The 25,968-nt window shown below is 44.7% G+C and carries 18 protein-coding genes, 1 pseudogene and 2 riboswitches; of the genes and pseudogenes, 12 read left to right on the plus strand and 7 right to left on the minus strand.

Annotated features, from left to right (window positions below; translation table 11 throughout):
• Positions 1 to 81: 81 nt before the first annotated feature.
• Both ACYQ2M_RS16790 and ACYQ2M_RS16795 read right to left on the minus strand, forming a co-directional pair.
• A complete protein-coding gene (locus tag ACYQ2M_RS16790) occupies positions 82 to 2,226 on the minus strand; it encodes a TonB-dependent receptor (RefSeq protein WP_459917523.1) in 2,145 nt (714 codons plus the stop codon).
• Between the two features lie 372 nt (positions 2,227 to 2,598).
• A riboswitch (cobalamin riboswitch) is annotated at positions 2,599 to 2,783 on the minus strand.
• 578 nt (positions 2,784 to 3,361) lie between these two features.
• Positions 3,362 to 4,217 (minus strand): annotated as a pseudogene (locus ACYQ2M_RS16795) (IS4 family transposase); the annotation flags it as partial.
• 471 nt (positions 4,218 to 4,688) lie between these two features.
• Here ACYQ2M_RS16795 and ACYQ2M_RS16800 point away from each other — a divergent pair.
• From ACYQ2M_RS16800 to ACYQ2M_RS16820, 5 genes are all read left to right on the plus strand, one after another.
• On the plus strand, positions 4,689 to 5,378 hold the full coding sequence (locus tag ACYQ2M_RS16800; RefSeq protein WP_459917524.1) for a transglutaminase-like domain-containing protein: 690 nt from the start codon (positions 4,689 to 4,691) through the stop codon (positions 5,376 to 5,378).
• Between the two features lie 475 nt (positions 5,379 to 5,853).
• On the plus strand, positions 5,854 to 6,300 hold the full coding sequence (locus ACYQ2M_RS16805) for a DUF3795 domain-containing protein (protein WP_459917525.1): 447 nt from the start codon (positions 5,854 to 5,856) through the stop codon (positions 6,298 to 6,300).
• Positions 6,301 to 6,438: 138 nt separating this feature from the next.
• Entirely contained in the window at positions 6,439 to 7,428 is a 990-nt protein-coding gene (locus tag ACYQ2M_RS16810; RefSeq protein WP_459917526.1) for an MBL fold metallo-hydrolase, read from the plus strand.
• A gap of 205 nt (positions 7,429 to 7,633) precedes the next feature.
• Positions 7,634 to 8,179 (plus strand): P-loop nucleotide/nucleoside kinase family protein, encoded by a 546-nt coding sequence (locus ACYQ2M_RS16815; RefSeq protein WP_459917527.1) that lies wholly within the window; start codon positions 7,634 to 7,636, stop codon positions 8,177 to 8,179.
• A 502-nt stretch (positions 8,180 to 8,681) separates the two neighbouring features.
• A complete protein-coding gene (locus tag ACYQ2M_RS16820) occupies positions 8,682 to 8,927 on the plus strand; it encodes a hypothetical protein (RefSeq protein WP_459917528.1) in 246 nt (81 codons plus the stop codon).
• A gap of 54 nt (positions 8,928 to 8,981) precedes the next feature.
• Here the strand turns inward: ACYQ2M_RS16820 and nhaR are convergent, their stop codons facing one another.
• The gene (nhaR, locus tag ACYQ2M_RS16825) at positions 8,982 to 9,887 is read right to left on the minus strand and encodes a transcriptional activator NhaR (RefSeq protein WP_459917529.1); all 906 of its coding nucleotides are present in this window, start codon (positions 9,885 to 9,887) and stop codon (positions 8,982 to 8,984) included.
• 214 nt (positions 9,888 to 10,101) lie between these two features.
• On the opposite strand from nhaR, the gene nhaD reads away from it, so the two are divergent.
• The 7 genes from nhaD to ACYQ2M_RS16860 all read left to right on the plus strand — a co-directional run bounded on the left by nhaD (position 10,102) and on the right by ACYQ2M_RS16860 (position 20,522).
• Positions 10,102 to 11,541: a sodium:proton antiporter NhaD gene (gene nhaD / locus ACYQ2M_RS16830; RefSeq protein ID WP_459917530.1), complete on the plus strand. Its 1,440-nt coding sequence runs from the start codon at positions 10,102 to 10,104 to the stop codon at positions 11,539 to 11,541.
• Between the two features lie 525 nt (positions 11,542 to 12,066).
• Positions 12,067 to 12,921 (plus strand): protein phosphatase 2C domain-containing protein, encoded by an 855-nt coding sequence (locus ACYQ2M_RS16835; RefSeq protein WP_459917531.1) that lies wholly within the window; start codon positions 12,067 to 12,069, stop codon positions 12,919 to 12,921.
• A 280-nt stretch (positions 12,922 to 13,201) separates the two neighbouring features.
• A riboswitch (cobalamin riboswitch) is annotated at positions 13,202 to 13,385 on the plus strand.
• A 328-nt stretch (positions 13,386 to 13,713) separates the two neighbouring features.
• Positions 13,714 to 14,562, plus strand: a complete 849-nt coding sequence (locus ACYQ2M_RS16840) for a hypothetical protein (protein WP_459917532.1) — start codon at positions 13,714 to 13,716, stop codon at positions 14,560 to 14,562.
• Positions 14,547 to 15,518, plus strand: a complete 972-nt coding sequence (locus ACYQ2M_RS16845; protein ID WP_459917533.1) for a 4Fe-4S binding protein — start codon at positions 14,547 to 14,549, stop codon at positions 15,516 to 15,518. Before ACYQ2M_RS16840 ends, ACYQ2M_RS16845 begins: the two co-directional genes overlap by 16 nt.
• Positions 15,515 to 16,747 (plus strand): 2-hydroxyacyl-CoA dehydratase subunit D, encoded by a 1,233-nt coding sequence (locus tag ACYQ2M_RS16850; protein WP_459917534.1) that lies wholly within the window; start codon positions 15,515 to 15,517, stop codon positions 16,745 to 16,747. The genes ACYQ2M_RS16845 and ACYQ2M_RS16850 overlap by 4 nt, the downstream gene beginning before the upstream one ends.
• Complete coding sequence (locus tag ACYQ2M_RS16855) at positions 16,744 to 17,496, plus strand: acyl-CoA dehydratase activase (protein ID WP_459917535.1); 753 nt, start codon at positions 16,744 to 16,746, stop codon at positions 17,494 to 17,496. Before ACYQ2M_RS16850 ends, ACYQ2M_RS16855 begins: the two co-directional genes overlap by 4 nt.
• A gap of 101 nt (positions 17,497 to 17,597) precedes the next feature.
• Entirely contained in the window at positions 17,598 to 20,522 is a 2,925-nt protein-coding gene (locus ACYQ2M_RS16860; protein WP_459917536.1) for an HD domain-containing phosphohydrolase, read from the plus strand.
• A 49-nt stretch (positions 20,523 to 20,571) separates the two neighbouring features.
• On the opposite strand, the gene ACYQ2M_RS16865 is transcribed toward ACYQ2M_RS16860, so the two are convergent.
• The 4 genes from ACYQ2M_RS16865 to ACYQ2M_RS16880 all read right to left on the minus strand — a co-directional run bounded on the left by ACYQ2M_RS16865 (position 20,572) and on the right by ACYQ2M_RS16880 (position 25,949).
• Positions 20,572 to 21,198, minus strand: coding sequence for a DUF3786 domain-containing protein (locus tag ACYQ2M_RS16865; protein ID WP_459917537.1), 627 nt, complete (start codon positions 21,196 to 21,198; stop codon positions 20,572 to 20,574).
• A 509-nt stretch (positions 21,199 to 21,707) separates the two neighbouring features.
• Complete coding sequence (locus ACYQ2M_RS16870; protein ID WP_459917538.1) at positions 21,708 to 22,601, minus strand: energy-coupling factor transporter transmembrane component T family protein; 894 nt, start codon at positions 22,599 to 22,601, stop codon at positions 21,708 to 21,710.
• Positions 22,594 to 24,309, minus strand: coding sequence for an ABC transporter ATP-binding protein (locus ACYQ2M_RS16875; RefSeq protein WP_459917539.1), 1,716 nt, complete (start codon positions 24,307 to 24,309; stop codon positions 22,594 to 22,596). The genes ACYQ2M_RS16870 and ACYQ2M_RS16875 overlap by 8 nt, the downstream gene beginning before the upstream one ends.
• Entirely contained in the window at positions 24,306 to 25,949 is a 1,644-nt protein-coding gene (locus tag ACYQ2M_RS16880) for a hypothetical protein (RefSeq protein WP_459917540.1), read from the minus strand. The genes ACYQ2M_RS16875 and ACYQ2M_RS16880 overlap by 4 nt, the downstream gene beginning before the upstream one ends.
• Positions 25,950 to 25,968: the final 19 nt, after the last annotated feature.

The following is a 25,968-nucleotide window of genomic DNA, read 5'->3' on the forward strand; positions in this document are numbered from 1 at the left end:
CGGGAACCCACCCAAAAGAACTGCCGAAATCACACAGAACAGGATGGCTGTTTTTATGTGGTCAGGCATATTTCAAACCTCTTAAAACCGGTAAGCAACGCCAAAACCAACATAACGTCCATCCTGGGGATAATATCCAGATCCGGTGGAAATCCTGTCATGGGCCTTTCCCTGTGCATTAACCAGCCTCTCCCATTCTTTATCAAACAGGTTGCTGCAGGAGACATAGCATTCAACACCTTTAAAAACCCAGGTTATCTTGGTATCAACAAAATCGGCGGCAGGCATTTTCAAGTTATTATTATAATCTTCATATTGCTCGCCAAACCCGCGAAGGTCTATGGATAATGTCAGTGAGCCGTACGAAGTATTTCGAAGTGGGAAAAAATCCACTCCGACGCTGTATTCATATTCCGGCACATAATTAACTTTTTTACCGGAAAGATCTGCCAAGGTAAGAGACTTGGCATCAGGTGTTGCATAAGCTTTGGCTCCTCCTTTTTCCCACTCTGCGTCAATGGTGGTGAAACTGATCCGGTAACCCAGCCAGTCAAGAGGTCTTCCGTCAACTTCGGCCTCAATACCCTGATGAATACTTGAACCGGCATTTCGGTAGCCTTCAAAAGTGGTACCGTCATAATATGAAACCACTTTGTCATCCACCTTTGTATGGTAATAAATAAGACTGTAGTTAAAGCCCTTGCTGAATTGATGTTTAAAACCGGTTTCAATCGTGTCATACAATTCGGGTTCCAGATTCTGGGGCAGTGTGTAAGGATGATCATTTTCCATATCGGCCTTGTAATATCCCAAAGGCAGATAAAAATGAGAATGATTCCAGGAGACAAACAGATTGGCCTTGTCAAGAATTCTATACGAAGGCGATATATTCCAGTCGATGTCGCTGTCATTTTCAATTTTAACTGAGTCCGGCAACTGGTTTGAAAGATCATAGGTCATACTGTTATGCCGCAGGCCGGACTGAAGTCTAAAGCGATCATAGGAAAACTCATGATTAAAATTGATACCGAATAATTCTTTTTCAGCATCAATATCGGCTTTACTCTCAGTTGAGGCATTGTTTCCTGCGGTATCCCAGGGATAGCTTCTTTCCTGTGTGAAATCACTGTATTTGTAATCCAGACCAAAGGTGAGGGTATTGGAAATAAGGCCCGAATCAAACGTACGCCCCACACTGCCCATGACATCATATGTCTTTTCAATACGATGATCACGGTAGTTATCATCAAGTTTGGAAGCATAATTCAAATACTTTTTAGAAAAGAAATCCTGCTGGTCCCGGCTGAAACCCACGGATGAATTAATAAGCCAATTATTTTTATCATACTCATATTTAATCAGTGCATTAATAAGTTCCTCGTCCGACTCGTTGGGCAACATCAGATATCCAGAACCGTCTTCTTTTGTGTATGCAGCAGACTCAGTTCTATCCTGATCGACCTGCCATTGGGCCAACCCAATGGGGTATTTGTTAAAACTCTGGTTGATTCCGACAATAAGATCAAGACGCCCAGCATCAAACTGTCGTCCAATCTGAGCCTCACCGTTTTTGGTTTCTTCATCACTGTCACGGTAGCCATCGGATTCATTTGCATATGCCGAAATACTGTAATCTATTTGATCAGACACTCCGGATATAGTGCCGGTCAATTTTTTGGTATTCCATGAGCCGTATTCTGCACTGACACTTCCCTCAAACTTTTCTTTCGCACCGGCACCACTTTTAGTTGTAATCAGGATGACGCCCCGCGCTGCGTTTGCACCGTACTTGGATGTGGGAGGAGACTTAATAACCTCAATCTTTTCAATATTGTCTATGGGTATACTATCTATTTTACTATAACCGTATACGCCGACATTAATGGGACGACCGTCCACATAAATCTGGGGTCCTCCAGACATACCAGTTCTGGTACCACGGATACTGAAATAGGTTTGGGAACTTGATTTCTGACTGACTACACCGGGGATTGAAGAAATCAATTCCGCAGTACTGCTCTGACCACTGTTTTGAATATCCTTTAAGGTAAGCACATGTATGGATGCATTGGTGTCCAAAAGTTCACTCTTTGTTCCCGAAGCAGACACAATAACCGTATTTAAAACGGTGACATCCTCGTCATCCTGGGCCATGGCACCGGAGCAAAAAATTGCTCCAAACAACATCATTACAAAAACAAACCTAATGTTCCTAAATTGTTCCATCTTTTCCTCAATTTCCTTTGATAATTTTACACACTCTTGAACCGGACTATCCGGTAATCAAGACAATTATTTCTTGGAAGGACTCGCTACGCTCGCCTTCCAAGCATAAATTTCAACAGACACGCTTCCCATGCTGATGAACTTTTAGTTATTTTAATACAACATCAGTCTTTGGCCTTCTCCCCCAGCTTTGCAGAGACAATAATGATTTTACTATGGGCTTTACATCACTGATGCGCCACATTGTCTCTGTCGTTACTGATCATATGATACCAAAACAAAAAAAGCCCTGAATCGTTTAAAAAAACGATTCAAGGCTGTCCCTTTTTCTATCCTCAGAATCAAACAGGAGCCAGCATTGCCGTACACAGCATCCCTATGGTTGTCCAGGTAGGTCTTCTGACTCTTGGATCAATCTACTGACTGCGCCTTCCCGACCAAAACATGGACAGTGACATTATGCAGTGTTCGTCCCCAATTACAGCGACGGGCTCGTTCCGGAGTTTAACCGGATTCCCTTTTATGCAAATTCTTGCACCTGATCAATGCATTTAATTAGTTTGTAAAACCTTAAAAGTCAATAGGAAAGAACCCACAATTTGTCTATTATTTTCTTTTCATTAACAGCTGGTCACATTTTAGATGATTTGCAGGCAATATTTTTCCGGAGCATGAGTTCCTTTCATAAACTTTGACATTAAAAACCATAGCGCTATAACGTTAAAATAAAAATGATTTTTCCATCATACGCCTGTACACGACTTCTGTTCATCGACTCATGGTTTTGCGCGCCAACTTCCTTTAGACGGCTCCTCACGGCTCCGCCCTTGTTTTCGGATAATACTTGTGCTAACTGTAACTTGGTTAACAGGATTCACACATAGGGGACTTGCACCCCATAAGTTCACGCCCATGCCGGGCGTACACAAATGTTTACACCGGATCGCAATTCGCTGCTGCAGGCCTCGAGTGCATCGGTCATGGTGAATTCATCACTCAACTTTCGGAGGAGTGATTTTACGCCTCCAATAATTCCTTTCACCTATTATTCTTCAAGCCAAAATATGCAAGGGCTTTATTCATGACCAACTCAAGTATGTTTTGTATCACATGGGACAAAAATTATTTTTGCCTATTTTCCATTGGAAAGACTTACAACAACTTCAGCCTTTATTTTTGCTCGCCCCCGTTTCTTCTTCAATTTTTTATAGGGGTCAGATAACCTTAGTTTTTTACTCTTAAACTCATAAAGCCATTTAGGTTGATCTTTCAGCATGCAGATAACATGGATATGTTCACGAAGATCCGCTATGGCAAATGGCATTGAGAACCAGCTATCCATTAATACATATTTGGTCCGAACCCCTATATCAAGAGCTCTTTTGACCATAGGGATAAGATGTGCCGTGCTTTTGGTGATGGCCTCCCGACGTCGTTGGTAATCACAAATTTGTTTTTTTGTCGGCTGAGGATAAAAGGATAAAATCAATTCCAAGAAAACTGTTTCCATCAGACCAACCCAAGGTAAGTATCCTAAATCCTATTATATATTTTTTATGCGTATGGTCAGATACTCGGGATAGAAGTTCTACTTTTTTAAACGGTTCCTGCTATGGGTAGAATCATCAAAAATGAGAACTTCCTCAGTGGAGTCGTTGAGAAGTTTTTTGATCGCAAAATAAATTTTACGGAAAAGAAGAAGTGTAAAACGCCTCCAGATTATAAGTGGATGAATTTAAAAAATTGTACACTGCCCCTTTATCAACCTGGATTTCTTTGTTTTTCACAATACCTTGAAATAAATTTGCTCTTGAAAAAGACAGTTTGAACAATGCCGAGAAAATAGCTAACGGGGTGGCTCCCTTTGTTTTGGTTATTCCTGATCTATTCAAAAGTGTGCCAACTGTTAATCTTGACAAATGCTCATAAATAATACCCATTTTATCGAAATTTGAGGTTTGATTTTGTTCACTGATCAGAGTAGTATTCATTTTAACGAATTTCCTTTGTTTTTTGTTTGTTTAGCGGTAAACAAAACATACCAAACAAAGAGAAAACCGTGAATATTTATTGATATATCAAAGCCTTAAATTCAAAATGAGTTCTTTTTTGGATCACCGAAAATTGAGTTATACAGGTTATAGTCCTTTACTATCGACAGACCTGTGATCGCCGCAATAGGAAAAAATATAAAGTCGTATATGCCGGTTTAAGGCTTCTTGAAATTCATGATCGATGCACACCGGCTTTGGCTTCTATGGTGAGTCCTTGGTCCACGCTGCTGAGCTCTTTTGATGAAGTCCGTCAGGTGCTTTGTGATCATGGTTTCGCTCTGAATGTAAAGGTAATTCGAAAACGGGCTTACCGTTATTATGCTGAGCATGCTCGGCTGGTACAACAAGCAGGCCAAATTTCATTAAACAAATATAACAAACATGCCGTACTCTATTGGAAAGGACAGAATGAAACAGCAATCGAATCTTGACATCTATCTAAAACCTACGTTTTTTATTGACAGCGATTCACCACGAATCCAGGCGTATGCCCGAAATCTCTGCAGGGGTATAAGCTCTGAACGGGACCGAGCCATCGCACTCTACTATGGGGTCCGGGACGATATCCGCTATGACCCCTACAGTTTTGAAAATAATCGAAACTTTATCCGGGCAAGTTCTGTTCTGGAAAAAAAAGCTGGCTATTGTGTTGCTAAAGCAGTGCTTCTTGCAGCGGTTGCCAGGGCACAGGCCATTCCTGCCCGCCTTGGATTTGCCGATGTCCAGAACCATCTGGTAACTGAGCGATTGAAGTCTCTTATGGAAACCAACCTATTTGTATACCACGGGTATGTTGAATTTTATCTGGAGGGACAATGGGTCAAGGCGACCCCAGCGTTTAATGGGTCCTTGTGCAGTCATTTTAATGTAAAACCCCTGGAGTTTGACGGCATCCATGATTCCATATTCCACGAGTTCGACAATGCGGGAAATCGTCACATGGAGTATGTGAACGATCGAGGCATTTTTGCCGACCTGCCCTTTGAGGAGATCCTTGCTGCTTTCAAAAGGTATTACCCGAAAATTATTGAAATGAATGTACTGGGGGATTCACGTGCTTTCAGCATTGAAGCTTTAAAAGAGAAACCTTTCAACTGAAAGACCTTTGTCCCAAAAGCCTGAACCAAACCCAATGGCGAGCAGTCTTTATCAAAGATGGCCAGGAATTTTCAGCAAACAATGCACAATCCGCTGTGGCGATCTGCACGGCAGCCGTCGGAGCGCTGAGCAGCAAGTAGAGCAAATACTGTCAGGAGCGATACTTATAAAACTCAGGCGATGTCCAGGGAAGACAGGATCAATCGCCTGCATTCAAGAAGAATTTTCCCCGCTTCTTTAAGTACCTTCATGGCCCGGGAAATTCAGGGAAAAGATCAGCTGGACAGTCCAGGGCCAGGCATGGGAGACTTTTCGACCAAGAAAACTGCGTTTTATTGTGAGGCCCACGGTGCCGGTCAACACCGCGATTATGGTTCTTTAATTTTAACCAATACCCCCCAAACGGGTGATGTTTCATTGTCGAAGTTGAATTATAATTATTCAAATTAATCAAAAAATAAAAGGAGAATGAACTATGGATTTCTTTCAAATGACAGCCCCCTGTGGTTTGGACTGCTTCAACTGCCATTTTTATTTGGCCCTGAAAAACAATGAAGCAAAGGTCTCTGTTGAAAAAATGTCCGAAAAATATAATGTGCCTGTTGAGATAATGTTGTGCAATGGATGCCGAAATCACGATGGCAAAATACCATTACAAAAACACATTTTTGGCGAATCGCATAGTTGTGCTGCATATGAATGTGCTCAAAGTAAAGGCATAGATTTTTGTGGTGATTGTGAGGAATTTCCATGTGACAACCTACATCCTTATGCTGACAGAGCCACCGAGCTGCCTCATAATATGAAGATTTTTAATTTGTGCTTAATAAATAAAATGGGATTAGAAAATTGGGCGGCTTCAAAGGCATCTGAAGTTCGAGAAACATACTTTACAAAGCCATGGACACTATCAGACAAATGATATCATCGTTTCCTTCAGAGACACAAACAGAACCCAGCGCTGGAGCAGACCGATTTAAAAAAATAGATTTTAAAAAATCCTATCATATGGTGGTCCGAGATTAGAAAATCGCAGCGTAAAGCATTAAGGAGTATAAAAATGTCCTATCGCATTTCTCCGGCCTGGTGGCCTATAATTGGTTTGTCTTCCCCTGTTCTTTTTCCCTGGCTGTTAGCCAAAAATAGCCGATACAAACATGGCATCACGAAATCACTAAGAATTAATAAAAAACGAATCGAACATGCCAAACCTTTAGAACTCCCTCAGCTTGATAAGTTTGAACTAACTGTTCTTGTAGAACAAAAAGCGGATAAAGACTTTCTTAGTGCTCCCGGGGTGTCCTATCTGATAAAGACCGATCTTGGATCTTTGCTTTTCGATGTAGGGTATGGCCCGGAAAACCCCGCTTTGGCGCATAACGCAAAAAAAATGAATTTCAAAATGGACCAAGTGGATGCCATCGCGATTTCACATCTCCATCCAGACCACATGGGTGGATTCAAGGCGGTACGGGACAAAACTGTAACTGTTCCACAAGAGATTGGAGGAACCCAAAGACTCACTTGTTTTTTACCTGCCGAAGCCAATACAGGGGGAGGACAAGTTGAAGTCGTTGAAGGGCCACAGATGATAGCGGCAGGGATTGGCTCAACGGGTCCTTTGGCAAGGAGCCTTTTTCTAATGGGGTGGACTGAAGAGCAGGCTATTGTTGCCCGTCTAAGAAACAAAGGGCTAGTTGTATTTACGGGATGCGGCCATCCAACCATTGAAGTTATTCTTCAGATGGCCAAGCAGCTGTCTGACGAGCCAATATACGCCATTGGCGGCGGCCTGCACTTCCCTGTAACTGATAGCCCCCTTCATAAACCAGGCCTTAAGATACAAATGATCTGGGGCACGGGAAAACCGCCTTGGAAACGAATCACAGACGATGATTTGAAGCGCACCATAGACAATATAAATGCTATACACCCAAAGCATGTATTTCTTTCAGCACATGATACATGCGATTATGCAATAGAGAGATTTAAAAATGAACTCTATTCAGAGACATCGGTGCTCAGAGCAGGGGCAACTTATCAACTATGACGCTTAATGATCAAATACCAGGCGCTTGCAGCCGACACAAAGGGCCGCAGCGAACAGGAGATTCTCAGATCCTGCTTGATGGAAATGGATACCCTCCGGTTAACCGAAACGAAATTCAAAAAAAGACCTTTGAGCAGGCGAAAGAACGCTAAGAAAACATAAAAAATATTTTTTCCCTAACCACGGGGTTTGAGGCTTAAACGAAATGAATAAACCAAAACTGTATATATTTTCAGGGTTACCGGGTTCTGGGAAATCAACACTTGCTCAAGAGCTTTCTAAGTTATTAGGCTTTGTGTATTTAAGGATCGATACCATTGAGCAAGAATTAAGAAAACTTTATAATTTTAAAGTAGAGGGCGAGGGTTATCGTTTGTCGTACAAAATCGCACAAGATAACCTTAGACTCGGAACAAGCGTTATAGCTGATTCATGTAACCCGATTGAGCTAACTCGAACAGAATGGAATGACGTTGCAAAAAAATCAAATGTAGCCTTCACCAATATTGAAATTGTATGCTCAACGTTATCTGAACATAAATTCAGGGTTGAAAACAGAGCGTCTGAAATTGAAGGGCTCACATTGCCAACATGGAAAGAGGTCGTAAATAGAGAATACCATCCGTGGGGTAGAGAGAGGTTGGTAATAGATACAGCGGGTAAAACAAAAGCAGAAAGTTTCCAGGAGCTCTTGTTAGGCTTGGGCTTCGAGAAAAAATCGCTTAACCAAACGCTCCACCGGACTCCTTAATTTAAGTCTTTTTATTACAAATACACGCAAAACAATCGCCAAATTACTCCGCGCGGTGAGCTGGGCGTATGGTGCACATAATTAAGGATTAAAATATTTCATCTAAAAATTGCGAGGCTCAGATGATTGTCCATAATGTAAAATTTAAAAAAGGAATACCAGAACATTGGCCGATTAGAGAGACTCCAAAAATATATGTCGGGAGCGCTGAATCTGATATTCGATATAGAGATGTGCTGGTCAACGGTGGGCACAGATGGGAACTTTATTCTAAACCAAGCATAAATTTTTCTACGTTTGATGTAAGTTCTCAATAACCTGGGGAGATAAAGCCTATTTACTCTTTAAACGCCGGGTCCTATTCAAATAGGATTCCCTGAATGCCCGGATTTATTGAGAACTTACCGTTTGATCGAAAAAAAATAAGTCATCCCCCATTTTGGGGGGGGTAAATTTTTCTGTACGGGATATGATACAGGGAACTTCAAATATGGAGGCTGCCATGCCGCTGATTTCTTATTTTGACCTTAACTGCATTATTCCCGGTGCCCTGAGCCGCTCAGGTTCGGACAGCCCCAACAATGCCCCCGGCGTCTGGTCGCTTTCGTTTAAGCTGAATCAGAATGTAGCTCCACTTTTTCCTTACATTAACGGGGAAATGGAGGATGCGCTCTGGTATGAAGGCTATGTTGTATACGCTGTGTCTCTTCCCATTGATACCCGTGAACTCAAAGGCCGTATCTTCTAAAAGCTGGTTTGAATAAAGACGCAAAGATATTAGATGATGCCATGACCGTGGGCATTACTCGCTGGAAAACACTGAATGGCGTGCGGTGTCGGTGATGGCCACAACCGCCGGATGCTTAAGAACTCGCTCAACAGAAATCGCATAAAACCGTTCCTTGATATTGTCGCATTGGCCGATGATATCCACCTGATACTGGGCTTTGACCTCAGATTCAATAATAGTGGGCGCCATGAACACACCGTCTCCGGCCTGCCCGAAAACTGTCAGCAATGCATTGTCCTCAAACTCAGCCACCACCACCGGCCGAATGGACAAAGCGTCAAACCATTGATCAATAGCGCCCCGGAGCCATGACATGGTCATGGGCATTACCATGGGAGCATTATCCAGACAGTCCGGGAATTTTCCAGACAGACTTTTTGCCAGTTTTTTTTCGGCAAAAAAAGTGACGCCACATTCTCCTAAAAAATGATTGTAGGTTTTTATGCTGAGGCCAGGCTGCGGCAATCCGTCGGAAATCACCAGGTCAAGATTGTGCAGGGCAAGATCCGCCAGCAGGTCTTTTTCTTTGCCTTCGTGGCAGGCCAGGCGAACGGTTTTTCCCATACACAGGGCCGGCTCAATCAGCTTTCTGGCCATGAGCTTCGGCACCACATCCACGATCCCCACCTTCAGTGAAAGCGGCCCGACCACCGGCCGGCTGTGAATTTGATCCATCAGTTCGCGCCCCAGGGAAAATATCTTGTCGGCATATTGAAACACCAGCTGACCCAAATCCGTGGCTTCCAGCCTTCGCCCCTGTCGGTTGAACAGTTTTCCACCGAAAGATTCCTCCAGTTTGGCCAGTTGAGCACTAATGGTTGACTGCGCCAAACTGAGTCTGTTGCTGGCTGCGGTGATGCTGCCTTCTTTCATAACTGTCCAAAAATAGTAAAGATGATGATAATTAAGCCATTCCATATTTTGTTCGCTTTTTTCGAATAGTAACCATTATATTATCTATTTGACCGAATCAATTCCGCTCTTTATTATCTGACATTTGTTCTTTGCCGCTGAAGCTTAAATATGTGGGCATCCTATCATGAAGCCGGTAAGAGGGTCCACGGTTTTGACGTGAAGATAATGCGGTTTGTAAACAACTGGTCAACCCAATGGAATAAAGGAAATGACATATATGAAAGATACCGTCAAATGGATGCTTATTACGGTCGGATTGCTGATGTTTCCGGTCATGGTTTTTGCCCAAGCTGAGGCCTCCCACGCTGCAGGCTCCGCACTGACAGGCACTGCATACGGATATATTGCGGTGATTTTTTTTATCGTAGCCTATGCCCTGGTTCCCCTGGAAAATAATATCCATTTAAGAAAGAGTAAGCCCGTGCTGGTGGCTGCCGGCGTAATATGGGTCCTGGTGTCGCTGGCCTATGCCAGTATCGGAGATACCCACACCGCCCATGATGCCATAAAGCACAGCCTCATTGAATATGCGGAACTGTTTTTGTTCCTGCTGGCGGCAATGACCTACATTAACGCCATGGAAGAGCGCAATGTTTTCCAGCGGCTGCGGGCGATTCTGGTCTCCCGGGGCTTTTCTTTGAGGCAAATTTTCTGGATTACCGGGATTCTTGCCTTTGTCATCTCCCCTGTGGCGGACAATCTGACAACGGCATTGCTGATGGGGGCGGTGGCCATGGCTGTGGGCGGGAAAAACAAAGGCTTCATCAGCCTTGCCTGCATCAATATTGTGGTGGCGGCCAATGCCGGTGGTGCATTTTCGCCATTTGGAGATATTACCACCTTGATGGTCTGGCAGAAAGGTAAGCTGGCCTTTTCCGAATTTTTTTCCATCTTCATCCCCTCACTGGTAAATTGGCTGGTGCCGGCTGTGGTCATGAGCCAATTTGTGAACAAGGATGTTCCCGAGGCCCTGGACGAATCCGTTACCATGAAGTACGGGGCCTGGGTCATTATGGGACTCTTCCTGGCAACGATTATGACAGCAATCTGTTTCCACAATGTGCTGCATCTACCCCCGGCGGCCGGTATGATGCTGGGGCTTGGATATCTCGGGGTGTTTTCCTATCATATCAAGCGCCATGAGAACCGAAGCAATAAATACGACCCCATTCTCGGAGTCCGTGAGATAAACTGCACCCCTTCACCTGACTTAATATCTTTTGACATCATGAAAAAAATATCCAGGGCCGAATGGGACACCCTGTTATTTTTCTATGGCATTATCCTTTGTGTGGGCGGGCTGGCCCAATTCGGATACCTTGCGCTGATTTCCAAATTTATGTACCTGGATCTCGGGGCCACCTGGGCCAACAGCCTTGTGGGTGTCCTGTCGGCCATTGTGGATAATATTCCGGTGATGTTCGCCGTTCTCACCATGGATCCGGCCATGTCCCACGGGCAGTGGCTTCTGGTTACCCTGACAGCCGGTACCGGCGGCAGTATGCTGGCCATCGGCTCTGCGGCCGGCGTGGCACTCATGGGAACTGCACGGGGTACCTACACCTTCGGGGGACACCTGAAATGGACCCCGGTGATCGCTCTGGGCTATGCCTTAAGTATTATATGCCACCTGTTGCTCAACAGGGCGATGATGTAAATAAAAAAATCTGCGGCCATGGGCATTTTTTCTTTTTCCACCCGGCCAGCGGACCAAGGTCAGAATAAGGTCCGCCCGTGGCGCATCATTCCATGAATCAGTCTTTGGCCTTTTCCACAAAGGAGGCCGCCATGATGAAAAAAAGGCACCCGGTGACCAGCAGAATCAGCCATGATCCCATATCTAATTTACCGTCCAGGCAGGCGGTTCGGATGGCCGAAATTATATCCTGCGAGCACCCACAATCTGCATCTGGCAATCTGTTTTATTGTGAATCCGAATGCCGATGAAAAAAGCTATTGATATTATCATTTTGACTTCACCGTCTCCGTTTTTATAATTCCCATGTGGATGAAATATGGCGATTGCGTCAACCCCATCTCTTTTTTATAAGAAAGAGTAGGCAAGTTTAACACTCTTTCATGCTTCGTTGTGGGCAAAACGAGACCAAAACAAGGTCTGCCCACGGCAGTTATGCAGAAATTCAAAAGGGGAATCTTTGGCGAAAAGTAGAAACGGAGGAACATGGAAACCCAGTACATACTTGAAAAAGGAACTGCAAAGACAAATGAAGACTGCCTTGTAATTCAGGATAATATTTTCGGGGTGTTTGACGGGGCAACCAGCCTGACGGGCCGGACATTCCATCAGGGAAAAACCGGAGGTGAGATCGCAGCACAAACCGCAGGTTCCGTGTTCAGCCAAAATCATTATCCATTAAGGCACCTGGCCTGCCAGGCAAACAGGGAAATTATGACGCAAATGCTCCGTAACGGAGTAAACATCTCACGCCAAGAGGATCTATGGAGTACAAGTGCTGCTGTTGTCCGGATACAGAATAAGAACCTGGAATGGGTCCAGGCAGGGGATGCCGTCATTATTCTGGTCTATAACGATGGGTCCCATAAGGTACTGGTGGAGCGGGAAGACCATGACTATGAAACCTTGACCCTGTGGAAAGATCTGGTTCAGGATAAGGCAGATGATAAGCGCGTTGGATTGACCGAGGGCAACACCGAGCAGGGCCTTGCAGCTCTCCGGCAGACATTGAATTCCCAGATTAAAAAAGTAAGGTCGGAAATGAACATTACCTACGGGGTGCTTAACGGTGAGCCCCGTGCCGAAGAGTTTCTAAATCAGGGCGTGGAATCCTTAGATCAGGTCATGGATATCCTGTTATTCACAGACGGATTAACCATCCCCGGCGAAACCCCTCAAAAACATAAAGATTATACCTCTTTGGTGGAAAGTTATATCTCATTGGGCCTCAACGGGTTAAAGAATATGATCCGACAAAAAGAAAAAACCGATCCCCTTTGCCTGACCTTTCCCCGTTTTAAATGCCACGATGATATCGCAGCCATTGCCGTTAAAGTGTGAAACCTGTCTCAACCCTTCGCCAAGGCGTTTTCTTCTGCATCTCTGTTCCAATAACTGCCATGGGCAGACCTTATTTTGATCTCATTCTGCCCACAACGAAGCATTAAAGAGTGTTAGGCTTACCTACTCTTTCTTATAAAACGGCATATCCCTTTCAAAGAGGGTGTCCACGATCTTGATACACACACAACATCTCTGAATAATAAAAAAACAAAAAACGACTGATAAAAGCAACAATCATATGATAAATTTTACTTGACAGACATCTTGTTATATTGTCATAAGGTGCATTGTTTTAGGTGCCGGAGAAATCGGCTGAATAGGGAACCCTGTGAAAATCAAGGACGGACCCGCCGCTGTAATCGGAGACAATTGCTGAATTCATGCCACTGGATAAAACCGGGAAGGCGCAGCAAATTGGATGACCCGAAAGTCAGAAGACCTGCCTAAAATGGATAAGAACTCTCCCGCAAATCTGGGGAGATTTTCTATCTTCAGTTATGGGTAGAACCAAATCAAAATACGCTCTACCCGTGGCAGTTATAACGGTTGTTTCTCGGAAAACAACAACCGGTCATGTGGATTAAAAACGAAATCCCTGATCAAGCAAAACGCCCCTTGATCAGGGATTTTTTTATTTTTTAAAGGAAATGGGACAATCATTAGGGACTTCATCATAATAAAACTACCCACTATTGCATGCGGTACTCCAGAAAGTCTGGTATAAAGCTCTTTGGTGTTGGGTATATTATTTGTCATGGACTCCCTTAATCGGCTCTTATGTTATCTGCTTTGAAAAAACATTTACTACTTACCTGTTTATTGTTCCTTGTCGGGCTTTTACTTAATCCAGTGGTCATTCGGGCTGACGACCTTGCCGGATACCCCAAAGAGATACTACACATTCAATTTACGGCAATGGATAGGCTCCAAAACGGACAAACCGTTCAACGGTTTACCGTTCACCCACCCCGGATTTCAACCGGCCCGGTGACCTTACTATACCTGGAAAACCAAGATCCCGTCATTTACAAGGCAACGCCTGTGAAGCAATGTTACGCCATCCAGGTACACAAAACCTCAAATATCCGAATTTTTGCCTTTGCCCAAGACCAGCAAAAAAGCTATGTGACCTGCACCGATCTGGTATTGTTTGGGAAATCAAAAATACCGGCCAAAAGAATCCCGGCGTCAATATCGGAGTCCGTCCTTTTAAGAGGGCTTCCGCATATTGCCCTGAACAATTCTGACCGTCATTACTGGCACCAGACCGGCGTTCCACTAACCTTCAGTCTGGTCACTGCCTCACAGACGCTTACCCCGACGGTGATGAAGCTTTTTAAAAACAACAATACCACTACCCTCGTACCGGAAATAGCACAACCTTACCGCTTCTTATATACACCGCCCCATGATAAACGCCTGAGACAGTCCAGCCTTACCGCCACCAGACAGGATCTTTTGTTTACCCAAGTGGAGCATAACGGCAAGCAATACCACCTGGCTTACGCGCTTCGGGTGCATCGCTCACGTCATGCCCATGACAACCACAAAGCCGGGGCTGTTACATTGGCAGCCGGCACTATTCTGTTCATCGGCGTTTTGTTAAACAAGAGGAAAAAACCATGGTGGAAAGAATAAGGCAGATTTGCCAGCACCTATCATTTATATTGTTTCTTTACGGTGGACGGATTGGAATTGATCTGGGCAGTTCACTTCCCTGTTTTTCATGCCCCTATGTCAATGGCTGTGCCGGGCATTGCTATCTTATGGTGCTCCAAAGAAGCTATGTGGGCTTTCAAACCAGTTTTGAAATGATTTTTTCCAGTGCATTCGTCAATATTTTATGGCCTTTTGTTCTATTTTTGATCTTCTTTATGCCGCTTTCAAAGATCTGGTGCGCATGGCTGTGTCCCTTCTGCCTGTTCCAGGACTGGATCACAATAATTCGAAAAAAATTTAATGTCCGGGGAATAACCATGACCCGGAAGACCCGAAAAAAACTTAAGCCCATCAAATACATCTTGCTGGTGCTGATGATCCTCATCCCCCTGTCCATTGCCAATTTCGGACTCCACCCGGACTGGAAGCTGCCCTTTTGCCAGATCTGCCCTGCACGCCCCATCCTCCCCATGTTTGTGGGAGACTTTGATAAATTTAGCATCAACATGACCAACGGGGTAACCATGGGTTTCAGCATTACCGCCATGCTGCTGACCGGAATTTTCCTTGCCGGAATTTTCTTTAAAGAACGGTTTTTCTGCATTTTCTGCCCCATGCTGGCCCTTATGCACCTTTTTAAAAAATTAAGTCCTGTTCGGTTTGAGAAAAACGCCCATGCCTGTACCGGGTGCGGCAACTGCGAACGCATGTGTCCTGTGGATATCCCGGATGTTCACCTTGAAAAAGGGGAAAAGGATAAATCCGTCTCCGGGGAGACATTGAAGCCCTTTGATGTTTTAACCCAGGATTGCATGGGCTGCATGGCCTGTGTCGAAGCCTGTCCCGAGGACAATGTCCTGACCTTTAAATGGTTTAACTTCAAACTTTTCTCTTCTTCAAGGCGTTACATGACTGAAAAATGGAGTTCAAAATGACACCATCCACCCCAAGGCTTGCCCGTCTTAAAAAACGGACAACAGCCCTGATGCAAAAAGAAGTTGAAGAGCAGATCACACTCATCCGTAACCGGTTCGATTACACGGAGCATCTTGAACCCTTTATCAATACCCTTGGCAAAATCCTTTTTATGGATGAATTTATTGATAATGCCCAAAAAAATGTGATCATGACCCCCTGCATTCAGGCCCCTCTGGAGTTGTTCCATGCTGCAAAGGTGCAACCGTTCAGGCTTGCCTGCGGAGCCTTTGCAGTCCAGAACATGGCCCCGCTCCACCTGCCGGCCTTGACCTGCCCCATGATTAAATCCATATCCGGTCTGCTTGAAATGAACTCGGTCTCCGGAACCCCGCTGGTAATTCCCACCACCTGCGACTGGGTGGTTAAATTCAGTGAGCTCACCGGCCTTTATGATACAGCAGAAATCCATTTCATGGAGCTGCCCCATTTAAGGGAGGCGGAGCGCTCATCAAAAAGATGGCACAATGAAATCAAGATTTTTAAAAATTGGCTTGAGAAAACAATCGGGCATAAAATCTCCTCCAAAAGGCTGTTAAACGCCATAAAAATCCATGCAAAAGCCTCTGAGCTCTATAATCGGCTGATCAACCTGCGGCGTCAGCAGGTGATCCCAAGCCTCCATTTTGCCCTGATCGCCAATGCCCTTTCGTACCAGGATATTGAAACATGGATGCGTGCTGTTGATCTCTATATCCTTAATCATCGGGAACCTGAAATCGGTACTGTCCCTGTCTTTTTGAGCGGCAGCCCCATTGCCTTCCCCAACTACAAAATGCTGACGTTGATTGAAAATGCGGGGATGTCGGTTACAGCAGATGATCTGTGCACCATGGAAAGAACCTTCCAGGGCAGCACCCCATACGAGGATACCTCAGAATTTTCATTGTTAAAGGCCCTGGCGCAAAGGTATCAAAAAGCCTGTTCCTGTCCGACCTTTGCCGATAATCAACGGCGTTTGAATGCCATGGTCCATACCCTTGAACAGCACAGTATCAAAGGGGTGATATTCCATGTTTTAAAGGGATGCCATCCCTATGACATGGAAGCGGGTATTCTTGAAAACCAGCTCAAACATAGAGGTATCCGGTTCCTGAAAATTGAAACCGACTATGTCAAAGAAGATGAACAAAATATCGTCACACGACTGGAAGCGTTTAAACGTACCTTAAGGAGTAAAACTTCATGAAAATCGGCATAGACGTCGGCAGTACCGGCATAAAAATCGTATTTGTAAAAGAATCCGCCCCGGTGTGGAAAAAAGTGGTTCCCACAAAACCCGGGCAGTCTTCCCTGGTAAATAAACTGATAGGGCAGGGGCTTAACGCCCTCAATATTGAACAAAAGGACATAAAAAAAATATGCGTCACCGGGTACGGCAGAAATTTGATCGAGGATTCAAACAAGGTGGTCGATGAAATTTCAGCCAACGCGGCCGGTATAACCCTTCTGACCAATGGAAAGGCACGCACTTTGATAAATATCGGCGGACAGGATGTAAAAATTATCAAACTGGATGACCAGGGTCAGATCATGGATTTTCGCATGAATGATAAATGCGCCGCCGGCACCGGCCGCTTTTTTGAAATCGCCGCCAATATCCTGGATACCCCGCTTGAGGATTTCCATGTAAAGGAGGATGTTGAAGCCGTTAGCATCAACGCCACCTGTGCCGTTTTTGCCGAGAGTGAAATTGTCTCTCTTTTAGCCACAGGGGTCAACAAAAACAGTATTATCAAGGGAATTAACAATGCCGTGGCAAAGCGTATTGCCAATCTTGCGGGCAATGGCCACCTGGAAGAAGATATTTATATTGACGGCGGTCCCGCCAGGAACCTTGGCCTGATAGAAAGTCTTGAAGATGCATTGCTATGTGATATCAAAACAGCCGACGATCCCCAGTTCACCGTGGCACTGGGCTCGTTGTTTGTTGAGTAGTTAAAGTTGCATTCCCATTGTTGTTATTTTTTGCTATCATGCGTCCGGAACCTAATTTATGTGGCAGTGGGGGAAGTATGCGGATACGTTTTAAGGTAAGTTTGACTATTGCAATCTTGGTTGTTGTTGGTTCTCTTTCTCTGGCCTTTTATTTTCATATACATTCTGTTAGTGAAAAAGCATCACAAGAAGCCGCCGGACATCTATTTAATTCTGCTTTTGAAAAAATTGAACACAGAGCAGTTGCCCTGATCAACCATGCATTTGAAACCGTGTATCTGGTGTCTGGACTTGATGATTTCAGCATAGATGAAAGTCACCTCCTGGCATCTTCATCATTGCGCACAATATTTAGATTGCTTAAAAAAAACAGAGAGTTATATTCCATCTATTTCGGATATGAAGACAGTCATTTCATACAAGTGATTTCCGCGAATAAAGATCCGTTGATTTTAAAAGCACATATGGCGCCAGCTGAAACAATATGGATATTACGATCAATTGAACTCATGAACGGAGCAAAAAGAGTTCAAAAATGGTACTTTTTAGATAAAACCTTTCAAATTTTATCAAAAAAATCTGAAATCAATCCGGAATACGATCCAAGAAAACGCCCATGGTACCTTATGGCAATGCAGGCAGATGAAGCTGCGCTTTCCAACGTATATATGTTTAACTCGCTCCAGGATTTAGGAATTACAGCTTCAGAAAAGAAAGCAAATGGAAAGGGGATAGCCGGTGTTGATTTGACATTACGACAATTGGAAAACATGATTTCAAACATTAGAATTTCAAAAAATAGCCGCACTTTGATTGTAGATGAAGATTATCGGGTAATTGAAAAAACAGGTACCTTGAAAAATATATCTATCAACTCGGACCCGCTCTTATCAGAACTGAGCATGGATCATAGGCTTGGATTACGGCAAATAAAAAACGGGAATAAAGTTTATTATGTCAAGACGGACGACGTATTCAAGCACGGTTCAGCCTTAAAAGTCGTTGTAACAGCTCCGATGGGTGATTTTAACACTCCGTTTGTCAATATACAAAATCGGTTGACTTATACCACAGTGATTTGGCTTATCTTGTTTTTCCCGGTGACATATCTTTTAAGCAAACATATGACAAACCGACTCTCGCTGATCGCATCGGAAGCCGAGAAGATGAAAGATCTTATCTTTGAAAGCAAAGAAAGAAAACCTTCTCCGATCCTGGAGTTTTATTTATTGGAAAAAAATTTTGATGCCATGCGTTCTTCGTTATTTGAAAAAACCCAGGCTCTGGAAATTTCACAGTCAAAACTGAACAGGCTTGTTGAGCTTGGAATTTCCTTTTCGGCCGCGCGCGACCCGGAAAAATTGATGGAAATGATTCTGCTTGGTGCCAAAGAATTGACAAATGCAGATGGAGGAACCCTTTATAAAATTGAAGATGACGTTTTGAATTTCAGGATTATCAGTAACGACACGCTGGGCATTGCGCTCGGGGGAACTCAGGGCAATGAGATTCAGCTCAATTGTGTTCCTCTTTATGATGATCAGGGAAATGAAAATCATCATAACGTGGTCAGCCATTCGATCTGGGCGACAAAATCCATCCTGATCGAAGATGCCTATGATAATGCAGAGTTTGATTTTTCCGGTACCAAAACCTTTGATCAAATCAATAAATACCATTCCAAATCCTTTTTAACCATTCCGCTTATGCCCCGGGGAGCCAAACCCATTGGGGCATTGCAGTTGATTAACTGCAAAGATGCCCATGGCAATGTTACCGTGTTTAGTGAAGAGATTTTACGCTTTGTTGAAGCGCTTGGAGCACAGGCCGCAACGATTTTATACAATTTAGAACTTCTCGAAGCCCAAGAAAATCTCATGGATTCCATGATACAGTTGATTGCAGGTGCCATTGACGCTAAAAGTCCCTGTACGGGTGGTCATTGTGAACGCGTGCCAGAACTGGCGATTATGATGGCTGAAGAAGCAAGCAAGTGCACAGACGGTATTTTCACTGATTTTGCCTTCCAGAATGAAGACGAATGGAGGGAATTTACAATCGGTGCATGGCTGCATGATTGCGGCAAGGTCATAACCCCTGAATATGTAGCTGACAAGGCCACAAAATTAGAAACCATTTTCAACCGTATCCATGAAATTCGCACACGCTTTGAAGTGCTGTTGCGCGATGCAGAAGTGGCGTATTATAAAGAACTGTCTGAAGGTGGAGATAAAAATGAACTTGGCAAAGCTTTTGATGCCAGAAAAGCGGATTTGATCGAAAAGTTTGCCTTTGTTGCGCAATGTAATGTGGGCGGTGAATTTATGGCAGATAATAAAATTGAGCGTCTTAAAAAAATAGCCGAAGAAGAATGGGTACGCAATTTCGATATCCGCCTTGGTTTATCCCATGAGGAAGAACTGCTTTATCAAGAATGTGATATATTACCTGCAAAAGAAAAACTCCTTGCGGACCGAGCCTATCACATCCTGAAACGCACTCGTGATATCAAACAGCAATATGCTGACCTTGATTTTAAATTACCGGTGCCTGAACATCTCTATAATCGGGGTGAGCTTTATAACCTGTCTGTTAGACGCGGCACCCTGACGGAAGAAGAGCGATTTAAGATCAGTGAGCATATTATGCAGACAATTTCCATGCTGGAAAAAATGCCGTTCCCGTCCAAATTGGCGCGGGTGCCGGAATATGCTGGAAAGCATCATGAAACGATGATTGGTACGGGATATCCTCGGAAGCTTGATGCATCACAATTGTCTGTACCTTCACGAATTATGGCGGTTGCTGATATTTTCGAAGCATTAACGGCATCGGATCGCCCGTATAAGAAAGCCAAGACGCTGTCAGAAGCAATCAAGATTTTAAGCTTTTTTAAAAAGGATCAGCACATTGATCCAGAAATTTTCAACTTATTCCTGACTTCAGGAGTTTATAAAAGATACGCAGAGCAGTTTTTGCTGCCTGAACAAATCGACGAAGTTGATATTTCCCAGTATCTGTCCTGATGGTGTCAGGCTAAGACCCCGGATATAGCCCACAACGGCAAATGAAATTTTAACAATTCTGGTCTGCTCTGATCAGACTCCTTGCCAGACCCGCACTGGTCATAACCAAAGATTCCGGGTCAAGGTATAATTCAGCGTGTTTCTGGAAAAGTACGTTGCAATGGGCGGGAAAGTCTTCATCCCCATCGTTGAAAAGCAAAAGAAGAGATAGCCTGGGGAGCGCGTTAAACTGCATTGATAAATCGTATGGAGTCTCCATTTCATGGGGAATACCGCCCAGTTTTTCGCTGATTTTAAGAAGCGCCTCAAGCCTGCCCGAAAAATGTTTGACCAGTACCGCCTGTGTGTCGCTGGTAAAAAAATTTACATTGGTGAAATGGGAGGTGCGTTTAAAATCCTTAAAAGATACCCATTGGGTATCAATGTATGTTTGATCGGGGCAAAGCAAAATGTATTTTGAAAGTATGACACAGATTCCGTAATCAGGCCTGTTGCCGGAAGCATCCCTGATGCCGTTCCTTGAGACCCAATAGCTATTATTTAAAAAATCTATTTGGGCCTCATCGTCATGACATCTTATTCCAAGTCTCTCCTCAATTGATTTAAAGTTGATTTTGCTCAGTTGTTCTACATAGCCCTCATAATTTTTATCAAATACTGCAGACCTTTGAATCATGGATTTGTCTCCCTTTCCTATGATTATTTTTTCAAGAAATTTGAAAAAGTGCATGGTATTTATAAAACCAAGCAGATTCTTCCCTTGTTCAAAATAAAATTTGTTCATTTTGCTAAGCGAATCGTCAGGTCTTGAAAATAGGGTAAGACTGGTAAAAAAACATCCCCCAAATGGGGGGGAGGTAAAAAAATTCAGAAAAAAATAAAAACAATTAACGCTCTATCACCCCAGCGACACTTTCATGATCCACCCTACTTTGATAGAATTCTAAAGGGTGTTATATATCCGGTCAGGGAACTTTGACACGTCAGTTTGGTGAAAGTAGGTTAGTGTCGCTGTAGTGCCATCTGGTTGGCCCATCTAATGATCAAGTACCCATTCCATTATTGATGAACCTGTAAAAAATCGGCCCATGATTTTTTTACCACATCATAAATGGGTTTAAGCCTTGTTCCTCCACAATGGGTTGTGTGGTTAAAAATTGGGAGCTTTTTACGAGAGCATCATCATCATTCATTAAAAAGATAGTTTCCTGCAATTTCATAGGTCCATCTGAGTTCTGACAGATAAAATATATTATTCCCATAAAGCCATAAGAGCAGTTTGAAGATCACCACAGGAACCACCAAAAAACATAATGCGATCAATGCCTTGTCAATGACACCAAATTTTAAAATATCGGCTTTCAGGTAAGTGCGGGGTGCATCGGGTTTAAACGAACGTCCCCCAACGGAAATAGCCAGCTTTACAGACCTTCGCATACAGTTTGACAACACCGGTAAAAGAACCCCGAATATCGTTTTTATCCAGTTGCCCGGCTTAAACGGCCTGTAGCCTTTCAGCCTCTGGGCCCTTATGACCGTGATTGACTCTGAAATGATAAGAGGAACAAACCTCAAGGAAGTGATCACCATGAATGCCAGCCCATAGGGTACCCTCAGCCGGATCAACCCGAAAAGCATGGCATTGGGCTGGGTGGTCCAATAAATAAGGAGCGCCAGCGAGGTGGTGGCTGCAAAACGGATGGACTGGATTGCCCCGTATTCGATCCCCTCTTGAAACACATGGAGACCTTCCCACTCCCTTCCAAAAGAATTCTCACCCAGTACCGTGAAAAGGATAGTCCTGGGATACTGCTGATAAAACAGGGCCTGGGAATAGATGGTCCCCCAGATCAATAAGAACAATAAAAGGCCCAGAACCTTTACCTTTTTAAGGGATATCCCGGCCATGGGATATCCGATCAGGGAGAGGCCCAGAAGAAGGAGCAGGGCCCCGGGCTTATCAATCGATATTGCCGCCACTGAAACCGCTGCCAGGGTGATGATCTTTGTCCTGGGGTCCATTCTGTGAACCGGGGTGTTTTTCAGGCTCGGTGTCAATATTGTTTTTGGATCATACATGGGGTGCCACCGTTTTTATGATATTGGCAAGATCAATTGCACAAAATGCAGGGCCAAGGCCCAGTTCCCTGCTGAACCTTAAGGCCTGGGGAGGTTTGAGACAAGCCTTTTCAAGCAGGGCCGTGTCTTCAAAAACCGTTGCCGGGCTTTCGTTCGCAATGAGTTTACCATGGTTTAGAACAATAATCCGATCGGCAAATTTCAAGGCGGTTTCCATATCATGGGTGATAAAAACACAGGTAATCAGGTTGTCCGACAATGATTTAATATACCTCATAAAGGTGAGAATATTTCTCTTGTCCTGTCCGCTGGTGGGCTCGTCCAGCAGGAGAATTTTCGGTTTTAAGGAGAGCATGGAAGCCACGGCAGCCCGCAGCCGCTGCCCGCCACTCAGAGCCTGGGGCGGCTCGGCAATCAGATCTTCAATTGACATGGCCTTTAAAGCATCATCCACCTGTCTTCTGATCTTTCTTTCTCCCAATTTTAAATTCCTGGGACCAAAATCAACCTCTTTATAGACCGAATCGCAGAACAGCATGAGGCCCGGGTCCTGAAATACCACTGCCACATCCCCGGCCATGGATTCGGGTTTGACAGTCCGGGTGTTTTTGCCCAGCACCCTGACATCCCCCTTTTGCGGCCTGAGAAGGCCACCCATATGGAGTAACAGGGTGGATTTGCCGGAACCGTTGCTGCCGAGCAGTCCAATGACCTCTCCCTGGTACAATTCAAGATCAACACCCTTTAACACCCAATTTTTATCCCCATAGGCAAACCAGAGATTTTCCATTTTGAGCACCGGAATTTTATTCTTTTTTTGGGGTTCCTTTCTTTGAAACCCCGTTATGCCAAGCCCCCTATGACCATCTGGTCCCTTAAAACCGTTTAAGCGTTTTTTCAGCAGGTCAAGCCCCAGCTTTTCTGTCAACGGAGCACGGCCAAGGTCCAGCAGATGGAAAATCTCGATCATTTCCGGAAGTCTCAACCCCAGCTGCTCAAATACCGGGATATGATTTTCAAACACCTCATTTTTATCTGCGTTTATGAGAATTTTGCCTTTATCCATCACAATGATTCGATCAACAAGGTGGGCCACTTCGTGAATTCGATGCTCAACCAGGATGATGGTGGTTTTTTTATCTGAATTGATACCGGCAATAACGGATAGGACCTCACCGGCACCCAGGGGATCCAGCTGGCTGACGGGCTCGTCCAACAGCAGGACCCCAGGCTCCATGGCCAGCATCCCGGCAATGGCTACCCGCTGTTTTTGCCCGCCGGAAAGCTCCTGCACGCTTTTTCCCCTGAACCCTGCCAAACCCACCTGTTCCAATGCACGGTCAACCCGGAGTCCGATGGTTTCAACCTCAAGATTCAGATTTTCCGGTCCAAAAGCAACTTCATCCTCAACAACCAGGGAAAAAATTTGATCATCCGGATTTTGCTGCACCAGCCCCAGGGTCCTGGACAGGGTTGCCAGGGGCGTCGCTCTTGTGTCCAGGCTGTCAATCAAGGCGTTTCCGGTCATGATTCCTTCCGATTCATGGGGGATAATACCGGTTAAGACTTTTAAAAGAGTGGTTTTCCCGCATCCGGTGGGACCGCAAATCAGCACGAATTCTCCCCTGTTGATCTGAAGATGAACCTGCTCAAGCGCAGGTGCTGTTTTGCCGGGATAGATAAATGATAAATTGTCCAAGGTGATCATTCTATTGCCGTCCGCTTTAGTTTATTGCCCAGCATAACTCCTGCCGGTGCGAAAATAGCAGTATAAAGAAAGCCCACAACAATGATGTTGGCCCAAATATACCAGTTTGCATAGTATAGCCGGTAAAGAAGCATATAAAGATTATAGTCGACAAATATTGCAAAGGCGCTGGCAATACCCATACCAAACGCAGCCAGGAATAATGCCTTGTTGGTCCGGGTAAAATTGGGTGCATGCTGCCTTGTAAACCCGGTGAGATAAAGGGTGACCTCCATGGTTGACATGGACACCATCATGAAAAGGATAACCACGGGGTTAAAGCTGCCAAGCAGACAAAACAGGGTCAACGACATCAGCACGGACAGGGTTACAACGCCTGGAAAGGGGATTAAAACCACCAGAGCCATGATAAACAGATAGGTAAGCCCTTCCCTGAAAACACCTGTGGCAAACACGGCAAAGGGACCCAGAAGACCATTGAAAAGATCAGTAAGAAAAAACTTTGGCACAAGGGACAGTAGAAACTTTGCAGATCCGAACAGTGCTATCAGAATCAACCATCTGGTTTTAAACCGGCTGAATATCAAGCGGTTTCCAAACACCAGGAAGCCAGAGATCCCAAGGGTGAGAATAATCGCATACATCATAATTCCGATACTTGTCCAATCCATTTTTTTCACCACCAGTTCAAACGCGTCGGTTCTGATCGTTACGTCACTGCCGAAAAGCCGGGTCTGAATGCGGCCGGTATATCTGCCCGGAAGGACCAGGTCTTTGTCTGCAAAGATCGGCAGGACAAACTGAACCTTGGATTTTCCGGGTATAAAAACCTGGGTTTGGATGCGGTCGTCCCCTCCACCGTGAAGATCGAGAAATTCCCTGGAAATCCGAAAACCTTTGATCTCTTTTCCGGTCTCCGGATCCCACACCTCCCAGCTGACATGGACAATGGCAGCTTCATCCGCCTGATTTTCCATCTGGATGCTGGCAAAGGAGACCGGTGCTGCCCCAATGTCCCCACGGCTTTTGAGAAGTTTGCCCAAAAGCCCCAGATCGGTTGGCAACACCAGGCTGTTGCGAGATAGTTTATTATCGTAATTTCCATCCAAATCAGCCGGGATCTTAATTTGATTGACGGTGAACACCTTCTGGATTTCCGTCCGGGTGGCCACCCTGATCACAGCCTGCTGTCTGATCTCACACTCTTTTTGCCCTTCTTTGGAAGAAAATCCAGCCCTGGCCCGGATGGTGTAATGCCCTGGCCGGGCAGTGGCAGGGATTCCCAGGGTGAACAGGCTGTGCCAGTCATCGAATTCGGTCATCAACTCAAATCTTGCACCCAGAATGTAGCTGTCAGGTGTTTCTGAAATTTCAAACCAGCCCGCCTCTGTTTCGGGCTTAAGCGGTTTGGGGATTTCAATGGTCAATTCTGCTGAAAGCTCTTTTTCATGAAAACTTTCAACAATAATAAACGATGCCGCACTGCTGCCGGGAACCACAAGTCCAGAGCCGTGTCGATCCCCGTTGTTTTGTATACCAAAGGGGATCTGAAGGAGCACCCGGGCCGGATCAACAGGGGGGGGCGCTACATTGGCACAAACCGTCCCGGCAGCATGAAATATCAGGATGATGGTGGTCAAAATTTTGAAAACCCAGCCC

The organism is Desulfocicer niacini, from assembly GCF_054657595.1.